Here is a 6,092-nt window from a genome sequence, read left to right as displayed (position 1 = left end):
GACTAAAAAATAGCACTTCCACAATGACTGACGCCTTTTCGTATGCCTTATATTTTGCCTACGGCAAAACATCCGGCCCTAAGGCTACCAGGGACTACAGGCCTCGGTCTTCGACCTTCCTTGGCCTGCAGCGGATTATGACTCTAAGGGAAGTATTATGTTGAGTTAAATCATGGTTTAAGTAGCCAATATGTTGCTTAATCCAGCTTTTATAGTTTTCAAAAATTTTTTTGTTTGGCTTGGATAAAGTGTATCAATAACTAATTCAAAGCTTATGATTCCATCATTAATTTGGAGCTTTGGTAATGAAGCTAACATATTGGTGTTAGGAGTCATACTTAGAAGATTTAGGTTTCCAGCGCAAGGAACTTTATAAATTAACACATCTAAGCATTTTTTGAAATATCGACTATAATAAATGTACTGAATTTGATTACTTAGAGAAAAATTATGGCATTAAAACAAACCAATGATTTAATCCATAAATATGGAAAGTCATTAAAAAATGGCACTATTTCAGACAGAATTTTATCTAAATTGTGTCAGGAAGGCGCTTTTAAGCGTTCACCCGGTAATGCCTATGTTGATCCAAAGGCGCCGATCACAAATCAAAATCATACTCAAATGGATGCGATCAAAGATTTTGTACAAACGATTGGGGAAAACTTAAGACCCGATGAATTGCATGAATTAGTTAAGCGAAGCATTAACATATCGATTGATGCAGAACAAAATACGTTCATGCGCAAATCAACTTTGAATAAAGCGCTTCTTGCTTATGAAATGGTAAAATATCCTGAAAGTGCAGAGAAGCATTTTGATTCCGAATTATTTAGGAAATTACTTTCGAAACAAGAGATTGATAAGCTTAAAGAAGTCATTTTAAGACCCTTGATAGATCATTTTAGCAAGTTTTTGAACTTGGATAATAATGTTAAGGAATTAAAGATTTCACCACTACAAGCAGAAATATTTAATAAGCAAGGAATTAAACGAAAATATGGGGAAGTTATAAAGCAAATTAATAAATTAAAAGCTGAAAATAAAGCATCATCTCAAGCTTTGGATGCTTTGGATGCTTTGGATGCTTTGGATAAAATTGTAACTGACGACACTACGCTTTTATTGGAAAATAAAATGTCCCCTGAAGATTACCAAGCCAAGGTACAAAGTTGGAAAAGCAACACTAACATTCATATAAAAGCTCCAGGCAAATTAATGATGGCACTGGGCGAGTTTTTTGCAAAGATTAGTATCTTTATCGACAACGTCGGTACGAATAAAATAACTACAAATGTCAGCAAGGCTCTTTTAAACACAAGCATGGGCTTTTTTGCACAGGGAAAACGTCAAGGTGAAGCAATGAGCGATCTATCTAAAAATAACGAAAGTAACTTAGATAAGGGAAAGAAAGTGTAATTTATTTTATAAAATGTAGTAGTTCATATTTAATCGCTACTTATAAATTGTTCTGGAACGGTAATTTGATATCGTTTCTCTAATTTCCCTTCGGAGATTATTTGGCGCTTTCCTGAGCCAAGATTAATTGCAGATTCATTCAATCGCTCAACCCACGGGTGTTTATAGAAATGCCCCAAGAATAAAAACAGGCGGTTTGTTTGAATTGAATCACTTCTTTTTAAGATAGACTCAACTTTACGTGGACTTAAATTTACTAGCCTTTGGAACAGTTCTGCAGCATGCTCAAATAATAAAGTAGAGGGTACAGCTTCAAGCACCTCAAACGCAGCTAACTCATGGTTGCGTGCTCTTATTTTAATACCCTCTACTTCCACGATAGTTAAATCATTCTCAACAATACTGTCTAGCTTAGATGTTTTAATAACTTCCCACTGTGGTGTTTTATTCTCGGATAAAGACATTTCTGGAAAAGCTTTAAACCATTTTGGTAAAGTAACTGTTCCTTGAATATTTATCCAAACAGATTCTGTTTCCAATTGTAGGTAGTGTGATTTACCCTGCAAAGTTAAGCTTGTTAAGCCTGCAAGCTGATGTGCTTTGATTACAGTTTGTTTGCGATCCACCCTAAACCATCCTCGAGTATGTGACAGGTACTTAACCGGATTAACCACAATAATAGAAGATAACCATGATGCATCGTGGTTTTTAATTTTTTTATTGACGAATCGTGAAGTATGGTGAATACTAGTGAAGTGATTATATGCATCGGCTGTTAATCATTAGGTCATAAGTTCGAGTCTTGTCCGGGAAGCCAATCCCAGTAAAGGTTTTGGCAAGATGTAGAAGTGAATCAAAGTCACCATGGGGCACTGGTGGAGCACTTAGAAATAACAAATGACAATAAACCATTTATCTAAGCCCAATCAAAAAACATAGATAATTATCCAACCTGTAGCGAAGTAAAAATGGAAATTAAAGAAGGATCTAGACATGAAAAATAGAAACCTAGCAATATTAGGTATCAGTCTCACTGTAACAGCCCTCTCTTGTTCATCGGTCTACGCCAAGAAAATTTATCCTGCTGAACTTGTAGGAAGAGATTTAGATATTCCAATTGGAAAAAATTTGGTCATGTCGGGATTACTAATTATCCAATGTGGGACTCATCAGGGATGACGCAAGTTGCATATTTAGTTTCTGAGGTGCTCAATGAAACCCCAGTAGGTCCAATTAATACAATGGGAGATTTTATTTATCGAACAAAGTTCTGGGGAAGTAAATGGGGAGTGGCGGATCAAGGTGAACGTGGCTATAGAGTACTTGTTGAAGCAAGTCATCAACGACCTATGATACAAAATATCATATAGGCAAAGGAATTCCTGAAACTCAACAACCAACAGAATGTGGTACATGGCGATGTGACACTTATGTATGGTGGGCATTTTTTAGTCAAGGATGGAATATTATGCCTGGTTCAATATGGTTGCCATCAGAATTATTTAATTTTTTCCCATATTATAATTTTAAGGTAATTACTCCAAAACCAGCAGTAGTTATTTTGAATAAAACATTGGAAAATACTACCGCTGAAGAACTTAATGAATTATCAATAGAGGAATTTCAAATGATTATGGACTCACCTCCTGCCCACTATGTATCAACACCCTCTTCTATTCAATTACAATATGCAAATAATCCTAATTTAAATGAAACTGAACGTTCTATCATGGTTGATAGATTAATTGCAGATGATAATGAGCCTGATTTAGTACAAAAATTATTAAAATTGTATAATGAAACTGATAATGTAGAAGTTAAAAATACCACTGTTCAAGATTTAATGCTTTATAATCAACGACACATAAAAATTAAATCTTATATTAATAACGAGCAACCCTTATTAAAACAATTTTTTGAGGAACTTCTTGATTCTAAATCTTTGACACCAAGAATGATTGATGATGGTATAAGAGGATTTATTGATACACATTCTAATAATGAAATTATGGGGAGTAAAGATAAGATTAATAAATTACTTTCTTCTTTAAATCCTTATTCATCAGTTATGTTGAAATATACATTGATTTATAAATCAAAAGAATTACAACGTATTTATATAAAATCAATTATAAATGAGCTTCGTAAAGAAAATAATTCTGATTTAGATAGTTATTTTTTTGGTCCTTTATTAATAAGTTATAAAAATATGGGTGAAAATCTATTAGAGCCTGAATCGAAACAAATTATTATTGATTATTTAAATGAGGTTCATAATAAATATTCACCACAAGGAATTAAAAAACAACCAAATGATTTTCATCGCACTACTACAGCGCCTTATTATTTTGAGTTAATCAAAAATATGGGTATTTAAACGACATACGTACCAGAACACATCCTGATGCGTATGACAAAACACTTTACACACTCTTCTATGTTTACCTTTAATGTTTCTAACACAACCCCCAAGCCTCTATTAAACGTGGTTAATAAGCTCAAATCTTGGGCTCTTCCCCATTTCCGGGAGCACAAATCAAGAACATAAAACCTTAACCCTTAATCTGTAATTTTCAAAGTTTCTAAATCCATAAGCACGTCGTTGAATCAACTTCATCTTTCGATGAAATCCTTCTGTGATGCCATTGTTTTTAGTAAACCGCCACATTCTAACCACTTCGTCCGGTCATTGATATAATGTTTTACCCAGAGTTTTTAATGACTCAAAAGGACGTTCCTTCAGGCTATCAATCATTTTGAGAAATAGAGGGATTAGCCGCTTACATTGTTTGGCCGTACGATGTTTCTTCATTAGTAAGCGATGAAGACGCTGCTTGAATTGATAGATTGCAGCAATTGCAGGCTGTTGCTGTAAATAACGCTCTCGTTTATTTAAACGTTTTATTGTTAGATTCGCCTCATTAGTTCTTAATGCAGCCAACAAACCACGTTGGTGTTTCATTTGTGGGTCAATTTGTTGATAGGTCTGCAAACACATCTGATTGAGTAAACGAATCACATGAAACCTGTCTGCTACAATTTTAGCATTAGGAAAATAACGTTTGATTAAAGAGCGATAGCTGCTACTTAAATCAATACAGACCACAAGAACCTTATCCCTTCCTTCTAATGTATTAAGATACTCCTCTAAGTCCTTAGCACAACGTCCTGCAACTACATCAAATATTTTATGCTTTGCCAAGTCACAAAAGGTAGTCGCATAACCTACTTTTCTATTAAACAAATGCTCATCGAGTCCAAGTACTCGAGGGCAAGTGCGATTCAATATCTTCTTATGACGAAGTTCATAACCGTAATGATACCAACGCTCCACTGTGGATTTACCGAGTCGCAAATCACGAGCCAAATCCTTCTGGCTCAATCCTTTACTATGATAGTGAAACACTTGTTTACGTAAGCTTTCCGTGGCTCTTTGATGTTTCCCTATCCCAGGAAATCGTTGATTAAAATAACGATTACAATCAGGACAATAATATTTATGCGCTTTGATACACAAATAGCTACGTCGTAAACCTATGGACTCATGGCGAATACGTCTCATAAAGCTATCTTTTTTACGCAACTTTTTATTACCACAATGAATACATCGAACAACACAGCGATAACTTACTTCAATTAATACCGGATTCGCTCCACTTACTTTTTTAATGGAATAGCCAGGTAAATTTAGGATACAATCCTTCTTCGGCATTTTAATCTTCCTTTTGACTGCGAAATCAATGAGTTAGTTTAATCCTAACTTGATTAAAATGCCCCCTTCTTTAAGCTGAATCTTCTACATATCTTGCATACCTAAAAGCACTATGATCAAATTCACTATTTAGTTGAAATATGGAACTTGCGGTTGAAGATGCAGCATTATGGTCTGAAGCAGTTTTTGGAACAGTTAAGTTAGGTGATAAGCGTCTAACAAAACGTTTAATCCAAATGGTCAAACAATTATCTTCATTGCCAGGCAGTTCATTATCAGCAAGTTGCGAAGGACAAGACGCGCTATTAGAAGGCGGTTATTGTTTTTTGCGCAATAAACGCATTAGTGCAAGTCAAATTGCTCAGGGTGGTTATCAGGTGACAAGCTGGCTGTCGCAATCAATTCCCACCTTGTTAGCCATCGAAGATACAAAGAAAGCTATAAATGGGAAAAGAACACTCAAGAACTTGAAAATCGATTAGGCTCTAAGAGAACCGATGTTATATCCGTGTGCGATAGAGAGGCTGATATTTTTGAATACATACAATACAAATTAGACAACAACCAACGTTTTATTGTTAGAGCAAGCCATAATCGAAAACTAGAGCAAGGCCAGGGTCATTTATTTGACCATTTAGAAAAAATGATTGTTATTCTTTCGTTTGTAGCCATTCGCCTGCTTCAGTTAAAAGAATATTTTGAATACCCAACGAGCGTAGACATTGAGGATAATAGCTCTTGTGAAGAACTATTAGCTGAAATTGAGTGGAACGTGTTGTGGAATAGCATCGAAAGAAAATCTTTACCTGAAAAAACACCTACAGCAGCATGGGCTTATCAAGCCATAGCAAAACTTGGTGGTTGGACTGACACAAAAAAAACAGGCAAAGCTGCCTGGTCTACTATCTGGAAAGCTTGGTTTCCCTTAAATGAAAGAGTAGAAGGTCTTAAAATGGCTGCG

The 6,092-nt window shown here is 35.2% G+C and carries 5 protein-coding genes and 2 pseudogenes; 5 read left to right on the top strand and 2 right to left on the bottom strand.

Translation table 11 applies throughout. The features are described from left to right. Positions 1–450 precede the first annotated feature (450 nt). Positions 451–1,419, top strand: a complete 969-nt coding sequence (locus WA877_RS07915) for a VipE (RefSeq protein ID WP_425170374.1) — start codon at positions 451–453, stop codon at positions 1,417–1,419. Between the two features lie 29 nt (positions 1,420–1,448). Here the strand turns inward: WA877_RS07915 and WA877_RS07910 are convergent, their stop codons facing one another. Continuing rightward, entirely contained in the window at positions 1,449–1,958 is a 510-nt protein-coding gene (locus tag WA877_RS07910; protein ID WP_425170375.1) for a type IV toxin-antitoxin system AbiEi family antitoxin domain-containing protein, read from the bottom strand. A 454-nt stretch (positions 1,959–2,412) separates the two neighbouring features. On the opposite strand from WA877_RS07910, the gene WA877_RS07905 reads away from it, so the two are divergent. From WA877_RS07905 to WA877_RS07895, 3 genes are all read left to right on the top strand, one after another. Then, positions 2,413–2,598, top strand: a complete 186-nt coding sequence (locus WA877_RS07905) for a hypothetical protein (protein WP_425170373.1) — start codon at positions 2,413–2,415, stop codon at positions 2,596–2,598. Beyond that, positions 2,595–2,789, top strand: coding sequence for a hypothetical protein (locus tag WA877_RS07900; RefSeq protein ID WP_425170372.1), 195 nt, complete (start codon positions 2,595–2,597; stop codon positions 2,787–2,789). The genes WA877_RS07905 and WA877_RS07900 overlap by 4 nt, the downstream gene beginning before the upstream one ends. 98 nt (positions 2,790–2,887) lie before the next feature. Continuing rightward, entirely contained in the window at positions 2,888–3,796 is a 909-nt protein-coding gene (locus tag WA877_RS07895) for a hypothetical protein (RefSeq protein WP_425170371.1), read from the top strand. Between the two features lie 159 nt (positions 3,797–3,955). On the opposite strand, the pseudogene WA877_RS07890 reads toward WA877_RS07895, so the two are convergent. After that, positions 3,956–5,131, bottom strand: a pseudogene (locus WA877_RS07890) (ISL3 family transposase). A gap of 140 nt (positions 5,132–5,271) precedes the next feature. Between WA877_RS07890 and WA877_RS07885 the strand changes: the two are divergent. Continuing rightward, positions 5,272–6,092 (top strand): annotated as a pseudogene (locus WA877_RS07885) (IS4/Tn5 family transposase DNA-binding protein); the annotation flags it as partial.

This window comes from Legionella sp. (genome assembly GCF_049790535.1).
Classification (GTDB): domain Bacteria; phylum Pseudomonadota; class Gammaproteobacteria; order Legionellales; family Legionellaceae; genus Legionella.
The sequence above is the reverse complement of the archived record's forward strand: the minus strand, read 5'-3'. Positions and strand labels throughout refer to the sequence as shown.

Coding starts and splice junctions, on each gene's coding strand:
- WA877_RS07915 (WP_425170374.1), top strand. CDS start 451: ATGGCATTAAAACAAACCAATGATTTAATCCATAAATATGGAAAGTCA.
- WA877_RS07905 (WP_425170373.1), top strand. CDS start 2,413: ATGAAAAATAGAAACCTAGCAATATTAGGTATCAGTCTCACTGTAACA.
- WA877_RS07900 (WP_425170372.1), top strand. CDS start 2,595: ATGACGCAAGTTGCATATTTAGTTTCTGAGGTGCTCAATGAAACCCCA.
- WA877_RS07895 (WP_425170371.1), top strand. CDS start 2,888: ATGCCTGGTTCAATATGGTTGCCATCAGAATTATTTAATTTTTTCCCA.